20 protein-coding genes and 1 riboswitch are annotated in these 23,510 nt (G+C 70.4%); of the genes, 8 read left to right on the plus strand and 12 right to left on the minus strand.

Features of this window, described 5'->3' with window-relative positions:
- Window positions 1-148 precede the first annotated feature (148 nt).
- From ACQGNW_RS06370 to ACQGNW_RS06385, 4 genes are all read left to right on the plus strand, one after another.
- Window positions 149-748, plus strand: coding sequence for an anthranilate synthase component II (locus tag ACQGNW_RS06370; RefSeq protein WP_426662291.1), 600 nt, complete (start codon window positions 149-151; stop codon window positions 746-748).
- A complete protein-coding gene (gene trpD / locus ACQGNW_RS06375) occupies window positions 745-1,800 on the plus strand; it encodes an anthranilate phosphoribosyltransferase (protein ID WP_426662292.1) in 1,056 nt (351 codons plus the stop codon). Before ACQGNW_RS06370 ends, trpD begins: the two co-directional genes overlap by 4 nt.
- A 64-nt stretch (window positions 1,801-1,864) precedes the next feature.
- On the plus strand, window positions 1,865-2,659 hold the full coding sequence (trpC, locus tag ACQGNW_RS06380) for an indole-3-glycerol phosphate synthase TrpC (RefSeq protein WP_426662293.1): 795 nt from the start codon (window positions 1,865-1,867) through the stop codon (window positions 2,657-2,659).
- 20 nt (window positions 2,660-2,679) lie between these two features.
- Window positions 2,680-3,360, plus strand: a complete 681-nt coding sequence (locus tag ACQGNW_RS06385; protein WP_426662295.1) for an HAD family hydrolase — start codon at window positions 2,680-2,682, stop codon at window positions 3,358-3,360.
- Window positions 3,361-3,381: 21 nt separating this feature from the next.
- Here the strand turns inward: ACQGNW_RS06385 and ACQGNW_RS06390 are convergent, their stop codons facing one another.
- From ACQGNW_RS06390 to ACQGNW_RS06420, 7 genes are all read right to left on the minus strand, one after another.
- Entirely contained in the window at window positions 3,382-5,010 is a 1,629-nt protein-coding gene (locus ACQGNW_RS06390) for an NAD(P)/FAD-dependent oxidoreductase (protein WP_426662297.1), read from the minus strand.
- A 957-nt stretch (window positions 5,011-5,967) separates the two neighbouring features.
- Window positions 5,968-6,474: a DUF1993 domain-containing protein gene (locus tag ACQGNW_RS06395; protein WP_426662298.1), complete on the minus strand. Its 507-nt coding sequence runs from the start codon at window positions 6,472-6,474 to the stop codon at window positions 5,968-5,970.
- Window positions 6,471-7,814: a TCR/Tet family MFS transporter gene (locus ACQGNW_RS06400; protein WP_426662299.1), complete on the minus strand. Its 1,344-nt coding sequence runs from the start codon at window positions 7,812-7,814 to the stop codon at window positions 6,471-6,473. The genes ACQGNW_RS06395 and ACQGNW_RS06400 overlap by 4 nt, the downstream gene beginning before the upstream one ends.
- Before the next feature lie 78 nt (window positions 7,815-7,892).
- A complete protein-coding gene (locus tag ACQGNW_RS06405; RefSeq protein WP_426662301.1) occupies window positions 7,893-8,219 on the minus strand; it encodes an EF-hand domain-containing protein in 327 nt (108 codons plus the stop codon).
- A 110-nt stretch (window positions 8,220-8,329) separates the two neighbouring features.
- On the minus strand, window positions 8,330-9,517 hold the full coding sequence (locus ACQGNW_RS06410; protein WP_426662302.1) for a GGDEF domain-containing protein: 1,188 nt from the start codon (window positions 9,515-9,517) through the stop codon (window positions 8,330-8,332).
- A gap of 155 nt (window positions 9,518-9,672) precedes the next feature.
- Entirely contained in the window at window positions 9,673-10,272 is a 600-nt protein-coding gene (gene folE, locus ACQGNW_RS06415; protein ID WP_426662303.1) for a GTP cyclohydrolase I FolE, read from the minus strand.
- Between the two features lie 198 nt (window positions 10,273-10,470).
- Entirely contained in the window at window positions 10,471-11,913 is a 1,443-nt protein-coding gene (locus tag ACQGNW_RS06420; protein ID WP_426662304.1) for a DNA recombination protein RmuC, read from the minus strand.
- A 391-nt stretch (window positions 11,914-12,304) separates the two neighbouring features.
- Here ACQGNW_RS06420 and ACQGNW_RS06425 point away from each other — a divergent pair, with 391 nt between their 5' ends.
- Window positions 12,305-13,498: an NAD(P)/FAD-dependent oxidoreductase gene (locus ACQGNW_RS06425; RefSeq protein ID WP_426662305.1), complete on the plus strand. Its 1,194-nt coding sequence runs from the start codon at window positions 12,305-12,307 to the stop codon at window positions 13,496-13,498.
- 64 nt (window positions 13,499-13,562) lie between these two features.
- Window positions 13,563-14,339 (plus strand): YajG family lipoprotein, encoded by a 777-nt coding sequence (locus ACQGNW_RS06430; protein ID WP_426662306.1) that lies wholly within the window; start codon window positions 13,563-13,565, stop codon window positions 14,337-14,339.
- Between the two features lie 43 nt (window positions 14,340-14,382).
- On the opposite strand, the gene ACQGNW_RS06435 is transcribed toward ACQGNW_RS06430, so the two are convergent.
- The 4 genes from ACQGNW_RS06435 to metF form a co-directional block, all read right to left on the minus strand.
- On the minus strand, window positions 14,383-15,558 hold the full coding sequence (locus ACQGNW_RS06435; RefSeq protein WP_426662307.1) for a class I SAM-dependent rRNA methyltransferase: 1,176 nt from the start codon (window positions 15,556-15,558) through the stop codon (window positions 14,383-14,385).
- Window positions 15,559-15,711: 153 nt separating this feature from the next.
- Window positions 15,712-16,629 carry a branched-chain amino acid transaminase gene (locus ACQGNW_RS06440; protein ID WP_426662308.1) on the minus strand — a complete coding sequence of 306 codons (918 nt, stop codon included), beginning with the start codon at window positions 16,627-16,629 and terminating at the stop codon, window positions 15,712-15,714.
- A gap of 89 nt (window positions 16,630-16,718) precedes the next feature.
- A complete protein-coding gene (locus ACQGNW_RS06445; protein WP_426662309.1) occupies window positions 16,719-17,270 on the minus strand; it encodes a DUF4124 domain-containing protein in 552 nt (183 codons plus the stop codon).
- Window positions 17,271-17,412: 142 nt separating this feature from the next.
- Window positions 17,413-18,237 carry a methylenetetrahydrofolate reductase [NAD(P)H] gene (metF, locus tag ACQGNW_RS06450; RefSeq protein WP_426662310.1) on the minus strand — a complete coding sequence of 275 codons (825 nt, stop codon included), beginning with the start codon at window positions 18,235-18,237 and terminating at the stop codon, window positions 17,413-17,415.
- A gap of 147 nt (window positions 18,238-18,384) precedes the next feature.
- Here metF and ACQGNW_RS06455 point away from each other — a divergent pair, with 147 nt between their 5' ends.
- Complete coding sequence (locus tag ACQGNW_RS06455; RefSeq protein ID WP_426662311.1) at window positions 18,385-18,942, plus strand: DUF3228 family protein; 558 nt, start codon at window positions 18,385-18,387, stop codon at window positions 18,940-18,942.
- A gap of 95 nt (window positions 18,943-19,037) precedes the next feature.
- Here the strand turns inward: ACQGNW_RS06455 and ahcY are convergent, their stop codons facing one another.
- Window positions 19,038-20,477, minus strand: a complete 1,440-nt coding sequence (gene ahcY, locus ACQGNW_RS06460) for an adenosylhomocysteinase (protein WP_426662312.1) — start codon at window positions 20,475-20,477, stop codon at window positions 19,038-19,040.
- Window positions 20,478-20,500: 23 nt separating this feature from the next.
- Window positions 20,501-20,578: riboswitch (S-adenosyl-L-homocysteine riboswitch) on the minus strand.
- A 146-nt stretch (window positions 20,579-20,724) separates the two neighbouring features.
- On the opposite strand from ahcY, the gene ppc reads away from it, so the two are divergent.
- Window positions 20,725-23,433, plus strand: a complete 2,709-nt coding sequence (gene ppc / locus ACQGNW_RS06465; RefSeq protein WP_426662313.1) for a phosphoenolpyruvate carboxylase — start codon at window positions 20,725-20,727, stop codon at window positions 23,431-23,433.
- Window positions 23,434-23,510: the final 77 nt, after the last annotated feature.

Here is a 23,510-nt window from a genome sequence, read left to right on the forward strand (position 1 = left end):
GGGGAGCCGCCGCACCCTCGCGGCGGCGGCTGACGCCGGGCGCCCGTGGCCCTCATGCCGATTCGTTGCTTGAGCAGGCCCCGCCGTCCCGCCACAATGAACACCCCACTCCCCGGGGCATCGCTCCGGTTCACCCGCGGGCCTCGCCATGCTCCTGATGATCGACAACTACGACAGCTTCACCTTCAACCTCGTGCAGTATCTCGGCGAGCTGGGGCAGGAAGTGAAAGTCGTGCGCAACGATGCGCTCACCGTGGCGGGCATCCGTGCGCTGAAGCCCTCGCACATCATGATCTCGCCCGGGCCGGGCACACCGGACGACGCGGGCGTGTCGCTGGACGTGCTGCGCGGGCTGTCGGACGAGATCCCGGTGTTCGGCGTGTGCCTCGGCCACCAGGCGATCGGCCAGGCCTTCGGCGGCAAGGTGATCCGCGCCAAGCGGATCATGCACGGCAAGACCTCGCCGGTGCGCCACCGCGGGCAGGGCGTGTTCGCCGGCCTGCCTGACCCGTTCGAGGCCACCCGCTACCACTCGCTGGTGGTGGAGCAGGGTTCGCTGCCGGATTGCCTGGAAGTGACCGCGTGGACGGAAAACCCCGACGGCAGCATCGACGAGATCATGGGCCTGCGGCACAAGACGCTGCCGGTGGAGGGCGTGCAGTTCCACCCGGAATCCATCCTCACCCAGCACGGCCACGACATGCTGGCGAATTTCCTCGGCCTGCCGCGGCGGAAGCTGGCGGCATGAGCGGACGCGAGATCACCATCACGCCGCAGGAAGCGCTGCAACGCACGATCGAGCATCGCGAGATCTTCCACGACGAGATGATCGCGCTGATGCGGCAGATCATGGCGGGCGAGGTCAGTCCGCTGATGACCGCCGCGATCATCACCGGCCTGCGCGTGAAGAAGGAAACCATCGGCGAGATCACCGGCGCAGCGCGCGTGATGCGCGAGCTGGCACGGAAGGTGCCGGTGGCGGGCGACGACGCGCACCTGCTCGACATCGTGGGCACCGGCGGCGACGGCGCGTCCAGCTTCAACATCTCCACCGCCGCGATGTTCGTGGCCGCGGCGGCGGGCGCGCGCATCGCCAAGCACGGCGGGCGCAGCGTGTCGTCGAAGTCCGGCAGCGCCGACGTGCTGGAGGCGCTGGGCGCGCGCATCGACCTGCCGCCCGCGCAGGTGGCCGCCTGCATCGAGGAGACCGGCATCGGTTTCATGTTCGCGCCGAACCATCATCCGGCGATGAAGGTGGTGGAGCCGGTGCGCAAGGAAATGGGCGTGCGCACCCTGTTCAACATCCTCGGGCCGCTGACCAATCCGGCCGGCGCGCCGAACATCCTGATGGGCGTGTTCCACCCCGACCTGGTCGGCATCCAGGTGCGCGTGCTGCAGCAGCTAGGCGCGCGCCGGGCGCTGGTGGTGTGGGGCCGTGACGGCATGGACGAGATCTCGCTGGGTGCGGCCACCCTGGTGGGCGAGCTGAAGGACGGCGTGGTGCGCGAGTACGAGATCGAGCCGGAGGATTTCGGCCTCGCGATGGCCTCCAGCCGCAACCTGCGCGTAGCCGACGTGGCCGAGTCGAAGGCGATGCTGGAGCAGGCGCTGGCCGGCGAGCGCGGCGTGCCGCACGACATCGTCTGCCTCAATGCCGGCGCCGCGCTGTACGCGGCGAACGTGGCCGGTTCGATCGACGAGGGCATCGTGCTGGCGCGCGCCACGATTGCCAGCGGCGCGGCTCGTGCGAAAATGCAGGCCTTCGTGACGGCGACACGGCGGCTGGCCGGGATGGCATGATCGGCTTGACGGCGCGACGACATCGCCGCCGCCACGATGCCCCGGCCCCGACCCCCCACAGCCCATGACCGACATCCTCAACCGCATCCTCGCCCGCAAGGCCGAAGAAGTCGCCGAACGCCAGACCCGGCTGCCCTTGGCCGAGCTGGCGGCGCGCATCCCCGACCTGCCCGAGACGCGCGGCTTCGCCGCGGCGATCGAGGCGAAGATCGCCGCCGGCAAGCCCGCGGTGATCGCCGAGGTGAAGAAGGCCAGCCCCAGCAAGGGCGTGATCCGGCCCGACTTCAACCCGGCCGCGATCGCGAAGAGCTACGAGAAGGCCGGTGCCGCCTGCCTCTCGGTGCTCACCGACAGCGACTTCTTCCAGGGCAGCGAGGCGTTCCTGCAGCAGGCGCGCGACGCCTGCACGCTGCCGGTGCTGCGCAAGGACTTCATCATCGACCCGTACCAGGTGCACGAGGCGCGCGCGATCGGCGCCGACTGCGTGCTGCTGATCGTGGCCGCGCTGGACGACGACGTGCTGCTGCAGCTTTCGCTGCAGGCGGCCGAGCTGGATCTCGACGTGCTGTGCGAGGTGCATGACGAGGACGAGCTGGAGCGCGCGCTGGCGCTGCCGGTGCCGCTGATCGGCGTGAACAACCGCAACCTGCGCAACTTCGAGACCTCGCTGGAAACCTCGCTGGCGCTGCAGGAACGGATGGAGTACGACCGCATCCTGGTGGCGGAGTCCGGCATCCGCACGCCCGAGGACGTGGCGCGGCTGCGCGAGGGTGGCATCAACGCGTTCCTGGTCGGCGAGGCGTTCATGCGCGCCGAGGACCCGGGCAGCGAACTGAAGCGATTGTTCGGCACGAAGTAATGCGCATGGAAACAGGGGACATGGCACCGCCGCCGGCGGGCGACGACGTGTCGGCGTCGCGCGTGGTGTTGTTCGATTTCGACGGCGTGCTGCTGCACGGCGATGCGTTCCACTTCTTCATCCGCAGCCGCTACGCGCGCTCGTGGCTGCGCACGCTGCTGGTGCTGCCCTGCCTGCCGTGGCTGCTGCTGCAACTGCCGTTCTCGCGGCGGCGCGCGGCGCGCACCCTGGTGCACGTGGCGCTGTTCGCCACCGGCGAGAGGCGCTACCAGGCCCAGGCGCAGGCCTTTGCCGTCGAACTGGTGCAGCATTCGCGCCGCTTCAACCGCGACGCGCTGCGCCAGTTGCGCCGCCACCAGCAGGCGGGCGAGCGCGTGATCGTGGTGACCGGCTGCGAGCAGGCCCTGGTGGGCGGCATCCTCGAACAGCTGGGCCTGGGCGACGTCGAGCTGCTGGCCTCGCGGCTGAGGCCGACCTGGGCTGGCATGCGTACCGGCTTCCACAATGTCGGCGCGAACAAGCTCAGGGCGCTGGCCGGGCACGGCGTGACGGCCTGGCAGCTTGCCTACAGCGACTCGCTGATGGATGTGCCCATGCTGAAGCCCGCCGCCGAACCGGTGCTGGTCAACGGCACGCCGAAGCTGTGCAAGAAGATGGATACCGCGCTGGGCCGCGTGGTCGGACGGGTGGAGTGGCGTTGAGGCGCGCCATTGCGCCCGCGCTTACGGCGACGCGATCGACAGCGACACCGCCTCCGCCACGCGTATGCCGTCCACCGCCGCGGACAGGATCCCGCCCGCATAGCCCGCGCCTTCGCCGGCGGGATACAGGCCGCGCGTGTTGAGGCTCTGCAGGTCGTCGTCGTTGCGGCGGATGCGCACCGGCGAGGAGGTGCGCGTCTCCACGCCGGTGAGCATCGCGTCGGGCAGCGCATAGCCGCGGATCTGGCGGTCGAAGGCGGGGATCGCGGCGCGGATCGCCGCCACCGCGTAGTCGGGCAGCGCGGTGGAAAGGTCGGTGAGGTGCACGCCCGGCTGGTAGGAGGGCAGCACCTCGCCGAGGGCACGCGAAGGTCTGCCCGCGAGGAAATCGCCCACGCGCTGGCCCGGCGCGCTGTAATCGCCGCCGCCCATGCGGAACGCGTTCGACTCCCAATGCCGCTGCAGCGCGATGCCGGCCAGCGGACCTTCGCCGTAGGGCGCGTAGTCGGCGGGCGTGATGTCGCAGACCAGCGCCGCGTTGGCGTTGCGCTCGTTGCGCGAATACTGGCTCATGCCGTTGGTGACCACGCGGCCCGGCTCGCTGGTGGCGGCCACCACAGTGCCGCCGGGGCACATGCAGAAGCTGTACACCGAGCGGCCGTCCTTGCCGTGGTGCACCAGCTTGTAGTCCGCCGCACCGAGGATGGGGTGGCCGGCCTGCGGGCCGAAGCGTGCCAGGTCGATCAGCGACTGCGGATGCTCGATGCGGAAGCCGATCGAGAACGGCTTCGCCTCCACGTGGACGCCGCGCGCGTGCAGCATCTCGAAGGTGTCGCGCGCGCTGTGGCCCAGCGCCAGTACCACGTGGTCGCTGCGCAGCTCGCCACCATCGGCGAGCCGCACGCCGCGCACGTGGCGCGCGCCCTGCACATCGGTCTCCACCAGCAGGTCGTCCACGCGCTGGCCGAAGCGGATCTCGCCGCCCAGCGCCTCGATGCCTTCGCGCAGGTTCTCCACCATCGTCACCAGCCGGAACGTGCCGATGTGCGGCTTGCTGACGTAGAGGATTTCCTCCGGCGCGCCGGCCTTCACGAACTCGGCCAGCACCTTGCGGCCATGGTGCAAGGGGTCGCGGATCTGACTGTGCAGCTTGCCGTCCGAAAACGTGCCCGCGCCGCCCTCGCCGAACTGCACGTTGGAATCGGGATGCAGGTTGCGCTTGCGCCACAGGTCCCAGGTGTCCCGGGTGCGCTCGCGCACCGCCTTGCCGCGTTCCAGCACGATGGGCCGGAAGCCCGATTGCGCCAGGATCAGCGCCGCGAAGATGCCGCAGGGGCCGAAGCCGATCACGATCGGCCGGTGTTCCAGCTTCGCCGACGCCCGCGCCACGAAGCGGTATCCGGTGTCCGGCGTGGGTTGCACGTGGCGGTCGTCGGCATGGCGTGCCAGCAGCGCGGCCTCGTCGTCCACCTCCACGTCCAGCGTGTAGATCAGCGCGATGGCACCGCGCCTGCGCGCGTCGTAGCCGCGGCGGAACACGCTGAAGCCGCGCAGCATTCCGGGCTTGATGCCGAGCTTGCCGCAGATCACCGCGGGCAGCGCTTCCGCGGGGTGGTCCAGCGGGAGCTTGAGGTTGGTGAGGCGCAGCATCAGGGGCGGGCGGTGTTTCGCTGGGTGAGGATGCGGATTTTCGCAGATTCGCGGATGCACGCCACGAGGGGGCTGTTGGCGGAGCAAGTTTTTCGCGCGTTTCAAGGTGGTTTCGTCCGCCTGCCACTAGGAACAACGCGGTTTCGACCGCCTGCCGGCGGCCGAGTTACTTCTCCTTTGCTTGTCCAAAGGAGAAGTAACCAAGAGGAAACGACACCCCGGGGCGGCGCTCTGCGGGCATCCTGCCCTGCGAGTGCGTGAGGCGGGGCCGGGCTTTTCGAGCGGGCTCCTGCCCGCGCGAAAAGGCGAGTCCATCCGTGGCCTCGCCCGCTGCGCGGCCTCATCGTCCTCGCCTCACCGCCGCCCAGGGGCCCCGAACAGCAGCGCGCTCCCAGCGCGCAGAAGCCACCGCAACGGCCAGAGCGAAGCGAAAGCGAGAGCCGGGCAAGGCCAAAGCGGCGCGAAGCGCCGCGAGGCTTTGCCTCCCTCAGTTTCCAGATACGTCGCGGCGTGGCCGCGTCGTCTATCGCGTAGGTGGGAATAGTTCCCCCCTCGACACATCGGGCTTGTATTCCCAGCGGGTTGAACCAGGCCATTTCTCTTGGTTCCTTCTCTTGACTCCGGGCATCCTGCCCTCCGCCCTTCGGGCCGGCTTCATCGTTTGCCACCGCTTCTGCGGTGGCGTGGGCCAGCAAAGAGAAGGGACTCGGGCGCCGGCAGGCGGCCGAAACCGCTCTGTCGCCTGCGGCAGGCGCTCGAAACCGCCTTGTTACTTGTGGTGAGCGACCGAAACTGCCCTGTCCCTCGCGGCAAATGCCCAAAACCACCCCGTCCCTCGCGACAGGCACCCGAAGCCGCCTTAGTTCCTGGCGGCAGACAAAAACCAAAACAAAACCCCTCGCCCGAGCCGGACGAGGGGTATCGCACCAGCGGCCCGGTGGCGGGCCGCCGCCACCCTCAAAGCGCGCCGATGAAATCGGTCTTGCCGATCTCCACGCCCATGCCGCGGAACAGGTTGTAGGCCGTGGTGCAGTGGAAGTACAGGTTGGGCAGGAGGTACTGCAGCAGGTACGCCTGGCCCTGCAGGTGCAGCTCGCCGCTGCGCATCTTGAGGTGGATCGCGCGGTCTTCGCTGCCGTCGATCCGTTCGGCCGGGAACGATTGCACGTAGGCGATCGCGCGGTCGATGCGGTCGTAGACCTCGGCCATCGTGGCCTCGTTGTCCTCGAAGCTCTTCGGTTCCTCGCCGGCGAGGCGGGCGGAGCCGCGGCACGCCATGTCGCAGGCGATCTGCACCTGCTTCACCAGCGGCAGCATGTCGGGGATCAGGCGGGTCTGCAGCAATACGGCGTCGCCGACGTACTTCGCCTTGGCGTGCGCCTCGCCCTTCTGCAGCACGTGGCGCAGGTTGGTGAGGGCGCGGACGAAGACGGGGACGCTGGCCTGATACATGGAGAGGCTCATCGGGTTTGCTCCGCAGGATTGGGGGAGGTCATTTCGGATGCGAGCACGTCGCCGACGGCGGGCGGCACGGTCGGCGTTGCCGCGTCGTCGGCGTGTGCCTCTGCCGGAGCGACGTGGCGCGTGGTGCGGACCGCCACCAGCGTCGCCGCCAGCAGCAGCAGGGCGGCCAGCACGAAGGCGGCACCTGGCAGGTGCCGCACCGGCGCGCGGTCGCTGATGAACAGCGCGAACAGGTTCGCGAACATCGCCGGGCCGAGGATGCCGGCCAGGCCGCGCAGGCTGGACAGCGCGCCCTGCAGGCGCCCCTGTTCGTGCGGGTCGACCAGATGGGTCATCATCGATTGCGCCGGCGGTCCGGCGAGGCCGCCGAGGCAGAACAGCGGGATCGCCAGCAGGAACAGCGCGGCGGTCGGCGCGAGGCCGAACGCGAGATAGCCCGCCACGCACAGCACCAGGCCGGTGACGATCATCCGCCGCTCGCCCAGCTTCGGCATCAGCCGGCGCACCAGGCCGCCCTGCACCACGGCGCCGCACAGTCCGACCAGGCCCAGCGTGTAGCCGACCGCCTGCGGCCCCCAGCCGAAGCGGAAGTCGGTGTACAGCACATAGGTGGAATTGAGCGAGAACTGCGCGAAGTTGATCAGGAAGAACACCACCGCCAGCCCGAGCACCTGCGGGTAGCGGCGCAGCAGCGCCACCGCGCCGAACGGGTTGGCGTGGCGCCAGTCGAAGCGTGCGGCGCGGCGTTCCTTCGGCAGCGATTCCGGCAGCACGAACCAGCCGTAGCCGAAGTTGACCAGCGACAGCGCCGCGGCCACCCAGAACGGCAGGCGCAGCTGCCAGTGGCCAAGCAGGCCGCCCAGCGCCGGCCCCAGCACGAAGCCCACGCTGAACGCCGCGCCCAGCATGCCGAAGGCGGCGGCGCGCTTCTCCTTCGGCACCACGTCGGCGATGTAGGCGTTCGCGGTGGAGAAGCTCGCCGCGCAGATGCCCGACACCGCGCGGCCGAGGAACAGCAGCCACAGCGCCGGCGCCAGCGCCATCGCCACGAAATCCACGCCGAGGCCGAAGCTGGAGATCAGGATCACCGTGCGCCGGCCGTAGCGGTCCGACAGCGCGCCCTGCACCGGCGAAAACACGAACTGCATCAGCATGAACAGCGTGCTGATCGTGCCGACCCACACGGCCGCCTTGGCGATGCTGCCGCCGATCAGCTCGACGATCAGGTGCGGCATTACCGGGATGATGATGCCGAACGCCAGCATGTCCAGCGTCACGGTGACGAAGATGAAGGCGAGCGCGGCGCGATGGCGCGAGGTGGGGACGGCAGGCTGGTTCATGGCTGGTGCGGCAAGGCAGACGCGAAACGATAGCGCATCGCGCCGCGGCGCGGCTGGCCGGCGGCACAACGGCGGGCTTCAGCCGGGCGGCGCCGTGAGTTCCTGCGCGTCGAGGCAGCCGTTGCGGCGGCGGTCCAGGCGGTGGAACTGGCGGCGCAGGTCGGCCTGCCATCCCTTGAGCGTCACCGGCTTGCCGCGGCCACCGGGCAGTTCACGGGGTTCCAGCACGCCGTCGTGGTTGCCGTCCATGCGCACGAAACCGCGACTCATCCAGGCCAGGTATTCGGACTCGCTCACGCAGCCGCTGCCGTCCGTGTCGAATTGCCGCAGGTAGGCGCTGCGCGAATCCTGCGCTGCCGCCGCAAGCGGCAGCAGCAGGCAGATCAGCAGCAGGAATCGGCGCATGCCGGTATTGCAGCAGTTGCGCCCCGGGAGTGGAAGTGCGGGTGCCGGGTCCCGCGTCGCCGGTCGCAAACCGCGCGCGGCGCGGGCCGGGGCTCCTGTCGGAGCCGGCGTCAATCGCGTTCGTGTGCGGGGATGGCCGGAAGCGCGGCGATGCGGTTGCGGCCTGCGCGTTTGGCGGCGTACAGCGCGCGGTCGGCGCGGCGGATCAGTGCGTCGACGTGGCGATCCTGCGACAGGCGTGCCGCCACGCCGATCGAGACGGTGATGGTCAGCGTCTCGCCGTCCAGCACCGGATGCAGCTGGGCCACCTGCTGGCGTATGCGTTCGGCCAGCGCATCGGTGACCGCCGCGTCGGCCTCCGGCAGCAGCACCAGGAACTCCTCGCCGCCGGCGCGGCCCAGCACATCCGACGCGCGCAGATGCCGGCCGATGCAGGTCGCCAGCGCCGTCAGCGCGCGGTCGCCGCCGGCGTGGCCGAAGCGGTCGTTGATCGCCTTGAAGTGGTCGGCGTCGATCATCAGCACCGCCAGGCCGCCGTCGTGTTCCGCTGCCAGCTGGAACAGGCGGCGCGCCTCCTCATCCAGCGCCAGCCGGTTGAGGGTACCGGTCAGCGGATCGGTGCGGGCCAGCCGATGCAGCTCGGCCTGCACGGCCTCGTTGTACATCAGCAGGAAGCCGATGCTGGCCAGCACCGGCTCCACTGCGCTGTAGATCATGATCGCGGTGTTGATCGGCGTCGGGTCCAGCAGGCCGCTGCTGGGATCGACACCCAGGACCATCCGGCCAAGTCGCCAGCACCACACCGCGCTGGCGGCCCCGAGCACCAGCAGCATGACGCGCTGCGCCGTCGAGCCGCCGCGCCGCAGGGCATGCCGCAGCGGCCAGATCAGCAGCGCCAGATAGCCGCCGAGCGAAAGCGCGGCGATATACACGCGCATGCGGAAATCGGGCATCACCACGGCAAACCACGTGATGCCCAGCCAGCCGAGTACGCCGATCGCGATCAGCAGGCGCCGCCGGCGCGGCAGGTGCAGCAGCATGCGCAGGGCATGGGTGGTCAGCGCGTAGGAGACCATCAACACGCCGTTCGCCAGCACGATCGACAGCCAGTCGCTGATCCGTCCGCGCAGGCTGGCCAGCACCCAGCCCGTGGCCTGCAGCCCCAGCACGGCGGCCCACAGGCGCAGGCTGGTGCGGGCGATGCCGGTGTACGCGCGCGTGGCGGCCAGCAGCAGCGGCGCCAGCAGCAGCGCCTGCAGGGCGCCGAGCAGGGCAATGGTGGCCAGGTCGATGCGCACGTGGTCCGGAAGGCCCAGGAGCCAGGGAGGAACCTGCACGATATCGCAAGTTCGCAGCGCTCATTCGCGCGGCATCCTGGGGGCGGCCGCCCCGGGATGTCCGGGCCGGCGGCCGGGCGATCAGTCCCGCAGGTGCCGTCGCCGCCCGCGTCGGCCTAGCGGCGCATGCTGCCGTGCAGGCCGATGAACTCCAGGAACTCGGCGCGCGTGCGCGCGTCGTCGCGGAACGCGCCCAGCATCTGGCTGGTGACCATCGACACGCCGCGCTTGTGCACGCCGCGGGTGGTCATGCATTCGTGGCTGGCGTCGATCACCACCGCCACGCCGGCCGGCTGCAGGTTCTCCTGGATGCAGTGGGCGATCTGCGCGGTGAGTTTCTCCTGCACCTGGAAGCGCCGCGCGTAACCGTCCACCACGCGCGCCAGCTTGCTGATGCCCACCACACGGTTGGTCGGCAGGTAGCCGACGTGGGCGCGGCCGATGATCGGCGCCATGTGGTGCTCGCAGTGGCTCTCGAACTCGATGTCGCGCAGCACCACCATCTCGTCGTAGCCCTCCACCTCCTTGAAGGTGCGGCGCAGGTAGTCGCCCGGGTCCTCGGCGTAGCCGGAGAACCAGTCGCGGTAGGCCTTCACCACGCGCCGGGGCGTGTCGAGCAGGCCTTCGCGGGCGGGATCCTCGCCAGCCCAGCGCAGCAGGGTGCGCACGGCCTCCTCGGCCTGCTCGGGGGTGACGTCGCGGGTGGGCTCGCTCATGCGGGGTCTCGGTGGTGCGGGGCGTGGGGCCATAGTGTAGCGTCCGCATCGCGGCGGGCACGGCGCGGGTGTGCAAAGCGCTGGCCGCGTCGTTTGCGGGTTGCGCGAGCGCTCCCCGTACGGGACGCATCTTCCGCAGAGGGACCCATCGCGCAGGGGATGCGCTCCTGCACGGAACCGGCTCCGCTGCGTGCGGGGCTACGCCTCGTCGCCCTCGCCGGGCTCGTCGTCGGCGATGTCGCCGCCCAGCAGGCGCTGGGAATCTCCCTCGCCCAGCGATTCCACCCCGCGCAGCCTGCGCGCGATGGCGCGGGTGCGCACGCCGGTGGCGTCGATGTGGCGGCCGGCTTCGTCGAGCTTCTTCTTCACCTTGTCCAGCACCTCGCCGAACTTGCCGAACTCGCTCTTCACCGCGCCCAGCAGCTGCCATACCTCGCTGCTGCGCTTCTCGATGGCGAGCGTGCGAAAGCCCATCTGCAGCGCGTTGAGTATCGCGGTGAGCGTGGTGGGCCCGGCCACGGTGACGCGGTGCTCGCGCTGCAGGGCCTCGAACAGGCCGGCGCGGCGCAGCACCTCGGCGTACAGGCCCTCGGTGGGCAGGAACAGGATCGCGAAATCGGTGGTGTGCGGCGGTGCCACGTACTTGGCGCGGATCGTCCGTGCCTCCTCGCGCACGCGGCGTTCCAGCGCGGCGGCGGCCACGGTGGCGGCGTCGGCGTCGGCGCGCTCCTGCGCGTCGAGCAGGCGCTCGTAGTCCTCGCGCGGGAACTTCGCGTCGATCGGCAGCCACACCGGGTGCTCGGCGTCGGCGCCGGGCATGCGCAACGCGAACTCCACGCGCTCGTTGCTGCCCGGCACGGTGGCGTGGTTGGATCTGTACTGCTCGGGCGTCAGCAGCTGGTCGAGCAGCGCGCCCAGCTGCACCTCGCCGAGGATGCCGCGCGTCTTCACGTTGCCCAGCACGCGCTTCAGGTCGCCCACGCCGGTGGCGAGGCTCTGCATCTCGCCGAGGCCGCGCTGCACCTGCTCCAGCCGTTCGGAAACCAGCTGGAACGACTGCCCGAGGCGTGCCTCCAGCGTGCTCTGCAGCTTCTCGTCCACGGTGGCGCGCATCTTTTCCAGCTGCGCGGCGTTGTCCTCGCGCAGCGTCTTGAGCTGGCCTTCCAGCGTGCCGCGCACTTCGCCCATGCGCTGCTCGTGCTGGGCGCCCAGCGCGGTAAGGCGCTGCTGCTGCTGCTCGCCGAAGCGGTTCAGCGCCAGCGTGAGTTCCTCGCGGCTCTTGCGCGCGTCCTCGGCGAGATGCTGCGCCAGCGTCTGCAGGCCGGCATTCGTGCCGTCGGTGAGCGCGGCGAGGCGCTGGCCGAAGCCGTCGATGCGTTCGGCCTGCTGGCGCGACATGCCGCCGAGCTGCTCGTTGACGTGGCCGCGGAAGCGCTCGAAGCCCTGCTGCAGTTCCTCGCGGCCGCTGCGCTGTTCCTCGCGCAGCGCGCGCTGCAGGCGCTCGTTGTCGTCCTTCAGCGCGTCGAGCTTCGCGGCGAGGCCGGCGTCGCCGCGGCCGCGCAGCAGCAGGGCGACCTGCAGCGCCAGCAGCAGCAGCGCGAGCACGACGAGGACGGTGAGCAGGGTTTCGCTGGCGGGCATGGGCGGATCTTGCCGGAACGGTTCGCATCAGTGTACGTCCTGCCGCCGCAGGCCATGGAGCCCGTTCAATATTCCCACGCAGCCGGCGTTGCCTTGCCGTGGCTGTCAGGTGCAGTGCGTGGCGCAGCGCCTGACTGGTTGTCAGGCCAAGCCGCGCGCTGCCGCATGGCGGCCACGGCAAGGCAACCCGCAGGGCCGGGTCTGTTTGCCCACATGCCTGCGTCGTCAATCGGTCGTGGACGGACGTCCACTTCCTCGACCTTCCTTGGCCTGCACGCCAACAGCTCCCGGGGCGGACCACGCGGAGATATTGAACGGGCTCTTGCGACTTCACGCCACATTTGCTGCGGGAGCGCATGATGGCCGGATTCATCCAGCCACGGGGTGCGTCATGGAGCACGTGCACGATTACCTGGTCGTCGGCGCCGGCATGGCGGCCGACGCGGCGGCGAAGGCGATCCGAGAGGTCGACGCGGCGGCGGACATCGGCATGGTCGGCGAGGAAAGCTCGCCGCCGTACCAGCGCCCGCCCTTGTCCAAGGCGCTGTGGAAAGGCGACAAGACAGTGGCCGACATCGGCCTCGGCACCGCCGCCAGCGGCGCGAAGCTGTACCCGGGCCGGCGCGTCGTGACGCTGGACCGCGCAGCACACGTCGTGCACGACGGCCAGGGCGACAGCTACCGCTACCGGCGCCTGCTGCTGGCGACCGGCGCCACGCCGCGGCGGCTGGCGTTCGAGGGCGGCGAACGGCTGATCCATTTCCGCACGCTGGACGATTACCAGGCCTTGCGCCGTTTCGCCCAGCCCGGCGCGGTCGTCGCGGTGGTCGGCGGCGGCTTCATCGGCGCCGAGCTGGCCGCCTCGCTCAGCGGCGTCGGCTGCAAGGTGTGCATGCTGTTTCCGGATGCGCACATCGGCGCGGGCCGCTACCCCGATGGCCTCGCGCGTTTCCTCGACGATTACTATCGAGGCCACGGCGTGGACGTGCGCAGCGGCGTGCGCGTGACCGGCGGCCGGCCCACCGACGGCGGCGTGGAGCTCGCCCTGTCCGACGGCAGCCTGCTGCGGGTGGAGGCTGCCGTGGCCGGCCTCGGCGTGACGCCGAACGTCGCGCTGGCCGAACAGGCGGGCCTCGAGGTGGACAACGGCATCGTGGTCGACGCGCAGCTGCGCAGCAGCGATCCCGACATCTGGGCCGCCGGCGACGTGGCGAACTTCCACAACCCCGCGCTGGACCGGCGCCTGCGTGTGGAGCACGAGGATGCGGCCATCGGCATGGGGCGGCACGCCGGCCGCGCGATGGCGGGTGCCACCGACCGCTACGACACGCTGCCGTTCTTCTACTCCGACCTGTTCGATCTCGGCTACGAGGCGGTCGGCCTGCTCGATACGCGCCTCGACGTGGTCGAAGACTGGCGTGAGCCCAACCGCGAAGGCGTGGTGTATTACCTCGAGCGCGGCCGCGTGCGCGGCGTGCTGCTGTGGAACACCTGGGACCAGGTGCACGCGGCGCGCGCGCTGATCGCCGCTCCAGGCCCGTTCGACGCGGCGGCGCTGAAGGGACGTCTGCCAGGCAAGGCCTGATCGAGCGAGCCGACGCTCCATCCGCAGGGTGGGCGCCGCACGGCGGGTGCGACGCCGGCGACGTGTGCTGGACGGCTTCGCAACGGCGGGGCATGATCGGTCGCGAAGCCGCGCTTCAATCGTCTCGCAGGGATGCCCGACAGACGTCCGTGCGATCAACCAGGGGGAGAACACCATGATTGCCCGGAAAAGTGCCGGTTGGCTGGCCGTTTGCCTGTGCGCGTCGCTGGCGGGTTGCGCCACGTCGCGCAGCGAGATCAAGTTGCAGGGGCCGGTGGTTTCGCCATCGGGCACGGCGGCCGCGGGAAGCGCGCGCGTCGTTGTCGTCAAGTCGGTGACGGACGAACGCGTGTTCGAACAGGCACCATCGGATCCGAGCACGCCCTCGCTGGGCTTCGGCGGTTCGGACAACGCCACCGCCCAGGTGAAGTCCCAGGCGATCGGGCGCAAGCGCAACGGTTTCGGCAAGGCCCTGGGCGATGTCCTGCTGCAGCAGGGGCAGACGGTGCAGGATGTGGTGCGCGAGAACCTGGTTGCGGCGCTGCTGCAGAGCGGCTACCGGGTCAAATCGCTGGCGGATGCCGGTACGGATCCGGTGGTGCTCGACGTGCACATCAAGAAGTTCTGGTCGTGGTTCCAGCCCGGCTTCTGGGCGATCACCCTGCACTCGGATATCGCCACGGAATTGCAGGTCGAGGGCGGCGGTGCGCCGATCGAAATCCAGGTACATGCCGAGGACAAGCGCCAGGCGGCCACCGAACGTGCGTGGATGGAAATCACGCAAATGGGGCTGGAAAAATTCCGCGCCGAGGCCGCCAGGAGCGTAGCCGGCAAGCTCTGAAACCGGCGTTGCCCCGGCTGCTGCAGGGCCGGGGCGATCCTGCTCACTCCACCCGGCAGAACACCGCCTTGAGGTAGCGGCTCTCCGGCACGTCGGCGCGCACCGGATGGTCGGCGCCGGCGCCGCGCACTTCGAGGATCTGGATCTCGCGGCCGGCGTTGATCGCCACGCGGCGCAGCATCTCCAGGAAGTCCGCCTCGCTCACCAGGCCGGTGCAGGAGCAGGTGAGCAGCAGGCCGCCAGGCGGGATCACGTCCAGCGCGAGGCGGTTCATCGCGAAGTACTTCTTCAGCGCCTCGAACACCTTGCTGCGGTCGCGGGTGAGCTTGGCGGGGTCGAGGATCACCGCGTCGTACTGGTCGCCGCGCGCCACCGCGCCGCGCAGCCAGTCGAAGATGTCGGCCTGCTGGAAATCCACCGCGACGTTGTTCGCGGCGGCGTTGGCGCGGGCGATCCCCAGGATGCCGGCGTCCATGTCCACGCCCACCGCTTCGCGCGCGCCGCCGGCCATCGCATGCACCGCGAAGCCGCCGGCGTTGCAGCAGAGGTCGAGCACGCGGCGGCCGCGCGCGAGCCCGGCGAAGCGCCGGCGGTTGTCGCGCTGGTCGGCGAAGAAGCCGGTCTTGTGGCCGGCGCCGGGCGCGGCATGGAAGGCGAGGCCGTGCTCGTGCACCGCCACCGGCGCGGGCGGCTCGCTGGCGCGGCAGTCGAAGGACTCCTGCTTCTGCACGTGCGTTTCGGCGAAGCCGTAGAGGCGTGCGCCGGGGAAATGCGACAGCAGCGCGTCGCGGATCGCGTCGCGGAGCTTCCACATGCCGGCGGCGAAGTATTCGACGACGAGGATGTCGGCGTAGCGGTCCACGATCAGGCCAGAAAGCCCGTCGCCCTCGCTGTGCACCACGCGCCAGGCGTCGGTGTCCCTGTCCAGTTGCAGCAGCTCGCGGCGCAGCCGCACGGCGCGGTCGATGCGCGCGGCGATCCAGCCGGCGTCGACGGCCTCGGCGGGATCGCTGGTGAGCAGGCGCAGCGCGATGCGCGCGTGGCCGTTCCAGAAGCCGCGGCCGACGAAGCGGCCCTTCGCGTCCACCACGTCCACCACGCTGCCTGGCGGGATGCGTTCCCCGGGCTTGTGCACCTGCGCCGACCATACCCAGGGGTGGCCGGGCGCGCGGTCGGATTTCAGGCGGATGGCGGGGAGGGCGGAAATCGGTTCATTCATCCGCGAATGATAGCGGCTCGGGCTTCCGTTCCCCGGGGCGGCCGCCGTCGTCCCGGCAGCATGCTGTCGCGGGACGGCAGTCATCGTGGAAGGTGCGGCCGGGGATGGCCGCCCGTTTGGTTTTCGCGATCGGGGACGATCGCAAGGATGGCCTCAGACCGGCTCCAGCCAGCCCCACTGGTCGTTGGTCCTGCCGTCGAACAGACCGAAGAACAGCTCCTGGATGCGGCGGGTGACGCGGCCGGCCTTGCCGGCGCCGATCTGCTTGCCGTCGATCGCGCGGATCGGGGTGACTTCGGCGGCGGTGCCGCACATGAACACCTCGTCGGCGAGGTAGAGGTACTCGCGCGGGATGTCGCGCTCGATCACCTCGATGCCGTCCTCGCGCGCCAGCGTGATCAGCGAGTGACGGGTGATGCCGGTGAGGATGGAGGCGCTGGCCGGCGTGGTGTGCAGCGCGCCGTCGAACACCAGGAAGACGTTCTCGCCCGCGCCTTCGCTGAGCAGGCCGGTGGAGGCCAGCGCGATGCCCTCGCCGAAGCCGAGCCGGCGCGCCTCGCGCGCGATCAGCTGGCCGGAGAGGTAGTTGCCGCCCGCCTTGGCGCCGGCCGGGATGGTGTTGGGCGCGAAGCGCTGCCAGCTCGACACGCAGGCGGTGATGCCGTTCTCCAGCGCCTCCGGCCCGAGGTAGGGGCCCATCGGCCATGCGGCCACGGCCATGTCGATCGGCGTTTCGGCGGAGAGGCCGAAACCGCCCAGGCCGCGCCACGCCACCGGACGCAGGTAGGCGGCGGTGAGGCCGTTCTTCTGCACCACCTCGCGGCAGGCCGCGGCGAGCTCGTCGCGCGTGTACGGCAGCGCCATGTCGTAGATCTTCGCCGAGTGGTACAGGCGGTTGAGGTGGTCGGTGAGGCGGAAGATCGCCGCGCCGTCCGGCGTGGCGTAGCTGCGGATGCCTTCGAACACCGAGGAACCGTAGTGCAGCGCGTGCGACATCACGTGGGTGGTGGCCTCGGCCCACGGCTTGATCTTGCCGTTCTGCCAGATCCATTCGGGGTACTGCTGCGCCATGACGGTTCTCCGTGGGGGACTGCCCATGATAACCGGGCGGGCGACAGGGCAGTGTCAATCGCGCGTTCCGCAGGCTCCCGCTGCGGCCTTCAGCCGCCGTAGCGCAGCCACAGGCAGCCGGCCTGGTGGGCGATCGCGAAGCGCGCGCTGCGTTCGCCGTCGTCGCCGCCGGTGCGCAACTGCAGCTCGTCCGCCGGCGGGGCCACGGATGACGCGGCCGCGGGCCGGTCCGTGCCGCCCATCGCGGCCGGATCCTCGGTGCTGCCGTCCCCGAGGTGGATCTCCAGCAGCGGTTGCCGCACCAGCCGGCCCAGCGCGCGGATGTCGTCGACTGCCGAGACATGGCCGTAGCCATGCCACAGCATCAGTCCGGCCAGCCGGTTCGGATCGCGCGCGGCGAACGCGTCGATCACGCGCTGGCGCAGCGCCGCCGCAGTCCCGGCGCAGCGCTGCAGGGGGACCGGCGTGCCAGGCGGCGCGATGCTTGCGGCAGGTGCGGGCGCCTGTACCGGCGTGGCCTGCTGGGAGGTGCAGGGCTGGTCGGTGAACAGCGGGTTGCCGTGCGCGTCGACGCAGTGGTGGATCGGGTTCTGCGCCCGCGCCGGCAAGGCGAGGGCGAGCAGCGGAAGCAGCAGGAGCATGACGGTCGTGCGCATCGCGGCAGCATAACGATGGCGCCCCGCGTCAACCGTGAATCGATGCGGATTGCGAACCACGAGTGAATGATGCGGGCATCGCGGCCGCTGCCCGGAAACTGCCGGGCGGCGGCTTTCCCGGAAGAACTCAGTCCAGCTGCTCCAGCACGGCGCGCGTGGCCTTGGCGCGGTTAAGCGTATAGAAGTGCAGGCCCGGCGCGCCGCCGTCGAGCAGCCGGCGGCAAAGCTGCGCCACCACTTCCGCGCCCAGTGCGCGCACCGAGACGGCATCGTCGCCGTGCGCCTGCATGCGCTTGGCGATCCAGCGCGGGATCTCCGCGCCGCAGGCGTCGGAAAAGCGCTTCAGCTGGGTGTAGTTCGCGATCGGCATGATGCCCGGCACGATCGGCACCCGCACGCCGAGCTTGTGCGCATCGTCCACGAAACGGAAATACGCGTCCGGGTTGAAGAAGTACTGGGTGATCGCGCCGTTCGCGCCGGCGTCGATCTTGGCCTTGAAGTGGCGCAGGTCGGCGTGGGCATCGTCGGCCTGCGGGTGGATTTCCGGATACGCCGCCACCTCGATGTGGAAATGCTCGCCGGAGTGTTCGCGGATGAAGCGCACCAGTTCCGCCGCGTAGCGGAAATCGCCCGCGCTGGCCATGCCGGACGGCAGGTCGCCGCGCAGCGCCACGATGCGGCGGTAGCCGGCGGCCTTGTAGCCGTCGAGCAGGGTGCGGATCTCGCTGCGCGTGCCGCCCATGCACGACAGGTGCGGGGCCACGGCAAGGCCGTGCACCGCGTGCAGACGCGCCACGGTGTCGCCGGTGTAGCTCAGCGTGGAGCCGCCGGCGCCGAAGGTCACCGAGGCGTACTCCGGTCGCCAGGCCTTCAGCACCTGCGCGGCCTGATCCAGCTGGGCGCGCTGCTCGTCGGTCTTGGGCGGGAAGAATTCGAGGCTGATGGCGGGCATGGGCATCCTTCGGGGTGATCCGGGGTAATTCTATACATTCATCGCGATGAAAAGATAGACGTCCAAATGCAGAGTGTGCACCGGACGGCCACGAGGCCGGTTGGCGGCATGCGCTAGGCTGATGCGTTTTCCCCGCCGGCACTCGCGATGTCCATCGTCCTCACTCCCTTCGCGCGTGCGCGCCTGTTTCCGCGCGAACCCCGTGGCAACACCATCCAGGACTGCACGCCCGAGGCCTTCGAGCGCCGCCTGAACGATGAGTCGCCGCTGCGCGTGCTGGACGGCTACGCGCCGTTCTGCAAGCTGCACGTGCACCGCAACTGGACCTCCACGCGCTGCCTCACGGTGCCGGTCACCGACGCCAACCGGCACCTGCTGCGTTCGGGCTACGAGGCCCGCACCAAGGCCGAACTGCCGGTGCTGGTGCGCTGGTTCGAGGGCGTGGAATCGCCGGTGGCGAACTACCTGGTGGTCATCCTCTACAGCCGCGAGCAGCTCGCGAAGGAAGGCGAGAGCATCGACGCCGACTGGGGCATCGTGGGTTGCCTCTACACGATGGAGCCGGAGGAGATCCCGATGGCGCCGATCACCATGATGCGCAACGCGCTGGGTGTGGAGGAGGGCGGCTCCGGCGTGCCGCTGGACCGGGAGGCGTATCGCCGCGCGGTGGCGTTCTGGGAGAACAACGCGAACTGGCGGCCGTGAGGCGCCTGGCATCCTGCCACGCTGGTTTCCGTGCAACGAAAACGGGTGCCTCCCGGCACCCGTTCCGTTACAGCTTGCAATGACTGGTAGCCGGATCAGTAGCGGTAGTGCTCCGGCTTGTACGGCCCTTCCACCGGCACGCCCAGGTAGGCGGCCTGCTCGGCGGTGAGCGTGGTCAGCTTCACGCCGATCTTCTCCAGGTGCAGTCGCGCGACTTCCTCGTCGAGCTTCTTCGGCAGGATGTAGACCCTGGCCTCGTAGTTGTCCTTGTTCGCCCACAGGTCGATCTGCGCCAGCGTCTGGTTGGAGAACGAGTTGGACATCACGAAGCTGGGGTGGCCGGTGGCGCAGCCGAGGTTCACCAGGCGGCCTTCGGCGAGCAGGAAGATCGCGCGGCCATCCTTGAAGGTGTACTTGTCCACCTGCGGCTTGATGTTGAGGCGTGCGGCGCCGCTCGCGCTCAGCGCGTCGACCTGGATCTCGTTGTCGAAGTGGCCGATGTTGCAGACGATCGCCTGGTCCTTCATCGCCTGCATGTGCTCCAGGCGGATCACGTCCTTGTTGCCGGTGGTGGTGACGTAGATGTCGCCGCGGCCCAGGGTCGATTCGACCGTGTTGACCTCGAAGCCCTCCATCGCCGCCTGCAGCGCGTTGATCGGGTCGATCTCGGTGACCACCACGCGGGCGCCGTAGGCGCGCAGCGAGTGCGCGCAGCCCTTGCCCACGTCGCCGTAGCCGCAGACCACGGCCAGCTTGCCGGCCAGCATCACGTCCATCGCGCGCTTCAGGCCGTCGGCCAGCGACTCGCGGCAGCCGTACAGGTTGTCGAACTTGCTCTTGGTGACCGAGTCGTTGACGTTGATCGCGGGCACCAGCAGCTTGCCGGCCTCGGCGAGCTGGTACAGGCGGTGCACGCCGGTGGTGGTTTCCTCGGAGACGCCCTTCCAGTCGGCGACCACGCGGGTCCAGTAGCCGGGACGCTCCTTCGCCACGCGCTTCAGCAGGTTCTTGATCACCTGCTCCTCGTGGCTGCCGGAGGCGCTGTTGACCCAGCTCTCGTCGCCCTTTTCCAGCTCGTAGCCCTTGTGGATCAGCAGCGTCACGTCGCCGCCGTCGTCGACCACCAGCTGCGGCCCGAGGAAGCCGCCCTTGCCGTCGGGGAAGGACAGCGCGTCCAGCGTGCAGTCCCAGTATTCCTCCAGCGTCTCGCCCTTCCAGGCGAACACCGGCGTGCCGGTGGCGGCGATCGCGGCGGCGGCGTGGTCCTGCGTCGAGAAGATGTTGCACGAGGCCCAGCGCACGTCGGCGCCGATGTCCTTCAGCGTCTCGATCAGCACCGCGGTCTGGATCGTCATGTGCAGCGAGCCGGTGACGCGCACGCCCTGAAGCGGCTTGGCGGCGGCGTACTTGCGGCGGATCGACATCAGGCCCGGCATCTCGTGCTCGGCGATGTCCAGTTCCTTGCGGCCGAAATCGGCGAGGCCGAGGTCGCGGATCTTGTAGTCGTGGCTGTTTTCTTTGAGTGCGGCGTTCATGGGTTGCTCCGGTTTCGATGGGGACAAACCGGGCGCCGTTGCAGAGAAAGGCCGCCGAGCCTGGCCGTGAACTGGTCGCGGTCGCAGCGCCCCTCGGCGGGAAAGGGCGATTATAGCGGCGCGGACGTGGACCTGCCCGCGGCGAGGCCGGACGCTGGCCGACCGAAGGGTTTTGCGGCATTGCAGCAAAAGTGTCACGCATGCGCTAGGCTTGGGGTTCCGCCCCCTGCGAGCCGATGCCGTCGTGATGAACGCCACCCGCAGTCCCGAGCCTGCCTTGCCCGATGCGCCGCTGCGCGACGACGTGCGCCGGCTTGGCGCCCTGGTCGGCCGCATGCTGGCCGAGCAGGTGGCACCGGCCTTTCTCGACGAAGTGGAGCGCGTGCGCGTCGCCGCCATCGCGCGCCGGCAGGAGGACGCGCCGCTGGCCGGGCTGGCCGATCCGCTGGGCGGGCTCGACGCGGCGCATGCGGAAGCGCTGGCGCGCGCCTTCGCCACCTACTTCAACGCGGTGAACATCGCCGAGCGCGTGCACCGCATCCGCCGCCGCCGCGACTACCAGCGCGAAGGCGGCGCGCCACAGCCGGAATCGCTGCACGACGTGCTGGGGCGGCTGAAGGCGCGGGGCGTGACGGCACCCGAGCTGCTCGACTGGCTGCTGCGGCTCGAGGTGGAACCCGTGTTCACCGCGCATCCCACCGAGGCGGTGCGCGCGTCGCTGCTGGAGAAGGAACAGGCCATCGTGCGCGCCCTGGTCGACGGCTTCGACGCCGGCCGCACGCCGCAGGAGCGCGGCGAGGACGAGGAGCGCATCCACATGGCGCTGACCGCCGGCTGGCAGACCGCCGAGGCCTCGCCGGTGCGGCCCAGCGTGCAGGACGAGCGCGACCACGTGGGCTTCTACCTCGCCGACCCGATCTACCGCATCGTGCCCGCGCTGTACGAGTCGCTGGCGGACGCGCTGCAGGCGGTCTACGGCGTGGCGGTGCCGCTGCCGCGGCTGCTCTCCTTCGCCACCTGGGTAGGCGGCGACATGGACGGCAACCCCAACGTGGGCGCCGACACCATCGCCGCCAGCCTCGCCAGCCAGCGCGCGCAGGTGCTGGAGCGCTACATCGCCGACGTCGCCGTGCTGGCCCGCCTGCTCAGCCAGACCGACGGCCGCGTGCAGGTGGATCCGCGCCTGCGCCAGCGGCTGGACGACTACCGCGCGCGTTTCCCGCAGGCCGCGGCGCGCATCCGCCCGCGCCATGCCGACATGCCCTACCGCTGCCTGCTGACCCTGATCGGCGCGCGGCTGGAAGCCACCCACGAGGACGAGCACCCGGAGGCCTACGCCTCCGCCGACGAGCTGCGCGACGACCTCGAGCTGATCGCCGCCAGCCTGGTTGACCACCGCGGCCTGCACGCGGGCGCCTACGCGGTGCAGCGGCTGATCTGGCGCGTGCGCAGCTTCGGCTTCCACCTGGCGCGGCTCGACGCGCGCCAGGACTCGCGCGTGCACGACGACGCGCTGGCCGCGCTGCTCGGCGACGCCGACTGGGCCAGGCGCAACGTGGACGAACGGGTGGCCGCGCTGCACGCCTGCCTGCGCGGCGAGCGCGATTTCGTCGCCAGCGAGGACAGCGTGGCGACCTCGCTGCGCGCCGTGTTCACCGCCTTGCGCGACGCACGCCAGCGCTACGGCACGGCGGCCACCGGCCTCTACATCATCAGCATGGCGCGCTCCGCCGCCGACGTGCTGGCGGTGCTGGCGCTGGCGCGGCATGGCGGCCTGGTCGATGCGACGGAGCATGTCCCCCTCGACATTGCCCCGCTGTTCGAAACCATCGACGACCTCACCAACGCCCCGGCCACGCTGCGCGCGCTGCTGGCCGATCCGCTGTACCGCGCCCACCTCGCCGCGCGCGGCGACCGCCAGTGGGTGATGCTGGGCTATTCCGACAGCGGCAAGGACGGCGGCACGCTGGCCTCGCGCTGGGGCCTGCAGCGCGCCCAGGTGGAGCTGCTGGAGGTGGCGCGCGAGCACGGCATCGCGCTGGCGTTCTTCCATGGCCGCGGCGGCTCGGCCAGCCGCGGCGGCGCACGCATCACGCCCGCGCTGCTGTCCTCGCCGCGCGGCGCGGTGGCTGGCGTGCTGCGCGTCACCGAGCAGGGCGAGGTGATCCACCGCAAGTACGGCATCCGCGCACTGGCCCTGCGCAGCCTGGAGCAGACCGTGGGCGCGGTGCTGCGCGCCAGCCTGCGCCCACGCGACGAGGAGTCGCGCGAAACGCTGTGGCGCGAGCGCATGCATGCGCTGTCCGCACGCAGCCGCCAGGCCTACCGTGCGCTGGTCGAGCGCGCGGGCTTCGTGGACTACTTCCGCAGTGCCACGCCGATCGACGTGATCGAGCGCATGGCGCTGGGCTCGCGCCCCTCGCGCCGGCGCAGCATGCGCGGCGTGGAGGATCTGCGCGCCATTCCCTGGGTGTTCGCCTGGACGCAGTGCCGCTCCATCATCACCGGGTGGTACGGCCTGGGCAGCGCGCTGGAATGGGGCGCCGCCGAATACGGCGAGCACGCGCTGGCCGAGATGGCGCGCGACTGGCCGTTCTTCGCCAACGCGCTGGACGACGTGGACATGCTGCTGGCCAAGTGCGACCTCGCCATCGCCGAGGCGTTCTCGCGGCTGGCCGGCGAGCTGCACGAGCCGTTCTTCGCGCTGATCCGTGCCGAGTTCGAGCGCAGCCGCACCTGGGTGCTCAGACTCAAGGGCGCGGGCGAACTGCTGCAGGGCGACCCGCGCCTCGCCGCCTCGATCCGCCTGCGCAACCCCTACATCGACCCGATGAGCCTGCTGCAGGTGGACCTGCTCAAGCGCTGGCGTGCCGGCGACCGCCAGGACGACGCCCTGCTGCAGGCGCTGGTCGCCTGCGTCAACGGCGTGGCGCAGGGGCTGCAGAACACCGGCTGAGCAGGGTCGGCAGCGGTGCGGCGCGTTCGCGCCGCATGGTTGTCTTGCGCGCAGACGGTCCGCGTCCTGGCACAGGG

The organism is Rhodanobacter aciditrophus (genome assembly GCF_050026795.1).
Taxonomy (GTDB): domain Bacteria; phylum Pseudomonadota; class Gammaproteobacteria; order Xanthomonadales; family Rhodanobacteraceae; genus Rhodanobacter_A.

Coding starts and splice junctions, on each gene's coding strand:
- trpD (WP_426662292.1), top strand. CDS start 745: ATGAGCGGACGCGAGATCACCATCACGCCGCAGGAAGCGCTGCAACGC.
- ACQGNW_RS06455 (WP_426662311.1), top strand. CDS start 18,385: ATGTCCATCGTCCTCACTCCCTTCGCGCGTGCGCGCCTGTTTCCGCGC.
- ACQGNW_RS06370 (WP_426662291.1), top strand. CDS start 149: ATGCTCCTGATGATCGACAACTACGACAGCTTCACCTTCAACCTCGTG.
- ACQGNW_RS06435 (WP_426662307.1), bottom strand. CDS start 15,558: ATGAATGAACCGATTTCCGCCCTCCCCGCCATCCGCCTGAAATCCGAC.
- ACQGNW_RS06425 (WP_426662305.1), top strand. CDS start 12,305: ATGGAGCACGTGCACGATTACCTGGTCGTCGGCGCCGGCATGGCGGCC.
- ACQGNW_RS06390 (WP_426662297.1), bottom strand. CDS start 5,010: ATGCTGCGCCTCACCAACCTCAAGCTCCCGCTGGACCACCCCGCGGAA.
- ppc (WP_426662313.1), top strand. CDS start 20,725: ATGAACGCCACCCGCAGTCCCGAGCCTGCCTTGCCCGATGCGCCGCTG.
- ACQGNW_RS06405 (WP_426662301.1), bottom strand. CDS start 8,219: ATGCGCCGATTCCTGCTGCTGATCTGCCTGCTGCTGCCGCTTGCGGCG.
- ACQGNW_RS06385 (WP_426662295.1), top strand. CDS start 2,680: ATGGCACCGCCGCCGGCGGGCGACGACGTGTCGGCGTCGCGCGTGGTG.
- ahcY (WP_426662312.1), bottom strand. CDS start 20,477: ATGAACGCCGCACTCAAAGAAAACAGCCACGACTACAAGATCCGCGAC.
- ACQGNW_RS06395 (WP_426662298.1), bottom strand. CDS start 6,474: ATGAGCCTCTCCATGTATCAGGCCAGCGTCCCCGTCTTCGTCCGCGCC.
- ACQGNW_RS06445 (WP_426662309.1), bottom strand. CDS start 17,270: ATGCTCCTGCTGCTTCCGCTGCTCGCCCTCGCCTTGCCGGCGCGGGCG.
- folE (WP_426662303.1), bottom strand. CDS start 10,272: ATGAGCGAGCCCACCCGCGACGTCACCCCCGAGCAGGCCGAGGAGGCC.
- ACQGNW_RS06440 (WP_426662308.1), bottom strand. CDS start 16,629: ATGGCGCAGCAGTACCCCGAATGGATCTGGCAGAACGGCAAGATCAAG.
- trpC (WP_426662293.1), top strand. CDS start 1,865: ATGACCGACATCCTCAACCGCATCCTCGCCCGCAAGGCCGAAGAAGTC.
- ACQGNW_RS06420 (WP_426662304.1), bottom strand. CDS start 11,913: ATGCCCGCCAGCGAAACCCTGCTCACCGTCCTCGTCGTGCTCGCGCTG.
- metF (WP_426662310.1), bottom strand. CDS start 18,237: ATGCCCGCCATCAGCCTCGAATTCTTCCCGCCCAAGACCGACGAGCAG.
- ACQGNW_RS06400 (WP_426662299.1), bottom strand. CDS start 7,814: ATGAACCAGCCTGCCGTCCCCACCTCGCGCCATCGCGCCGCGCTCGCC.